Raw genomic sequence first — 2,243 nt, forward strand, 5'->3', positions numbered from 1 at the left:
GCTAGGGGGTCATCCCGACTTACCAACCCCATGCAAACTCCGAATACCGAGAAGTGCAATTACGGGAGACAGACGGCGGGTGATAACGTCCGTCGTCAAAAGGGAAACAACCCAGACCATCAGCTAAGGTCCCAAAATTATGGCTCAGTGGAAAACGATGTGGGAAGGCCCAGACAGCTAGGAGGTTGGCTTAGAAGCAGCCACCCTTTAAAGAAAGCGTAATAGCTCACTAGTCGAGTCGGCCTGCGCGGAAGATGTACCGGGGCTTAAGCCATATACCGAAGCTATGGATGCGTGTTTACACGCATGGTAGAGGAGCGTTGTGTAAGTCTGTGAAGGTGTGTTGAGAAGCATGCTGGAGATATCACAAGTGCGAATGCTGACATGAGTAACGATAAAGGGGGTGAGAGGCCCCCTCGCCGAAAATCCAAGGTTTCCTGCTCAACGTTAATCGGAGCAGGGTGAGTCGGCCCCTAAGGCGAGGCAGAAATGCGTAGTCGATGGGAAACAGGTTAATATTCCTGTACTTGTTATTACTGCGATGGGATGACGGAGAAGGTTAGGTCAGCCAACTGTTGGATATGTTGGTTTAACTGCGTAGGCGTGCTGAATAGGAAAATCCGTTTGGCTTAGCTGAGACAGGACGACGAGTGCCATTAGGCGCGAAGTGATTGATACCCTGCTTCCAGGAAAAGTCTCTAAGCTTCAGGTAATAACAAACCGTACCCCAAACCGACACAGGTGGATGGGATGAGAATTCTAAGGCGCTTGAGAGAACTCTGGTGAAGGAACTAGGCAAAATAGCACCGTAACTTCGGGAGAAGGTGTGCCCCTGTTAGGTGAAGTGACTTGCTCACGGAGCTGAAGGGGGTTGCAATGACCAGGTGGCTGCGACTGTTTATTAAAAACACAGCACTCTGCAAACTCGAAAGAGGACGTATAGGGTGTGACGCCTGCCCGGTGCTGGAAGGTTAATTGATGATGTTAGTTTCGACGAAGCATTTGATCGAAGCCCCAGTAAACGGCGGCCGTAACTATAACGGTCCTAAGGTAGCGAAATTCCTTGTCGGGTAAGTTCCGACCTGCACGAATGGCGTAACGATGGCCACACTGTCTCCACCAGAGACTCAGTGAAATTGAAATTGCGGTTAAGATGCCGTATACCCGCGGCTAGACGGAAAGACCCCGTGAACCTTTACTACAGCTTTGCACTGAACTTTGAACCTACTTGTGTAGGATAGGTGGGAGACGTTGAAGCGATGACGCTAGTTATCGTGGAGTCAACCTTGAAATACCACCCTGGTATGTTTGGAGTTCTAACCTACGCCCATTATCTGGGCGAGGGACAGTGTATGGTGGGTAGTTTGACTGGGGCGGTCTCCTCCCAAATTGTAACGGAGGAGCACGAAGGTACACTAAGCATGGTCGGACATCATGCGGTTAGTGCAATGGCAAAAGTGTGCTTGACTGCGAGACAGACACGTCGAGCAGGTACGAAAGTAGGTCATAGTGATCCGGTGGTTCTGAATGGAAGGGCCATCGCTCAACGGATAAAAGGTACTCCGGGGATAACAGGCTGATACCGCCCAAGAGTTCACATCGACGGCGGTGTTTGGCACCTCGATGTCGGCTCATCACATCCTGGGGCTGTAGCCGGTCCCAAGGGTATGGCTGTTCGCCATTTAAAGTGGTACGCGAGCTGGGTTTAGAACGTCGTGAGACAGTTCGGTCCCTATCTGCCGTGGGCGTTTGAGAATTGAGAGGAGCTGCTCCTAGTACGAGAGGACCGGAGTGGACGTACCCCTGGTGTTCGGGTTGTTGTGCCAACAGCATTGCCCGGTAGCTATGTACGGACGGGATAACCGCTGAAAGCATCTAAGCGGGAAGCCCCCCTCAAGATAAGTTCTCACTGGGATTTAATCCCCTAAAGGGCCGTGGAAGACTACCACGTTGATAGGCTGGGTGTGGAAGTGCAGTAATGTATGGAGCTAACCAGTACTAATTGCCCGTGAGGCTTGACCATATAACCCCAAGGGAACTTGGGGTGTTGCGAAGACACTTTACAAGAAAGACTTGTTACCGATTTCCGAGCGTCAGTAAGCACTGACGACACCAGTTATGCCTGGCGGCCATAGCGAGTTGGCACCACCTGATCCCATCCCGAACTCAGAAGTGAAACGACTTAGCGCCGATGATAGTGTGGGAGTTCCCATGTGAAAGTAGGTCACTGCCAGGCTTTAATA

The 2,243-nt window shown here is 51.4% G+C and carries 2 rRNA genes; both read left to right on the forward strand.

The features are described from left to right. Positions 1-2,023 (forward strand): 23S ribosomal RNA (locus BM232_RS14700); the annotation flags it as partial. A 98-nt stretch (positions 2,024-2,121) separates the two neighbouring features. Continuing rightward, positions 2,122-2,236: ribosomal RNA gene (gene rrf, locus BM232_RS14705) — 5S ribosomal RNA — on the forward strand. Positions 2,237-2,243 lie beyond the last annotated feature (7 nt).

It is taken from the genome of Methylophaga sulfidovorans (assembly GCF_900114205.1).
GTDB lineage: Bacteria > Pseudomonadota > Gammaproteobacteria > Nitrosococcales > Methylophagaceae > Methylophaga > Methylophaga sulfidovorans.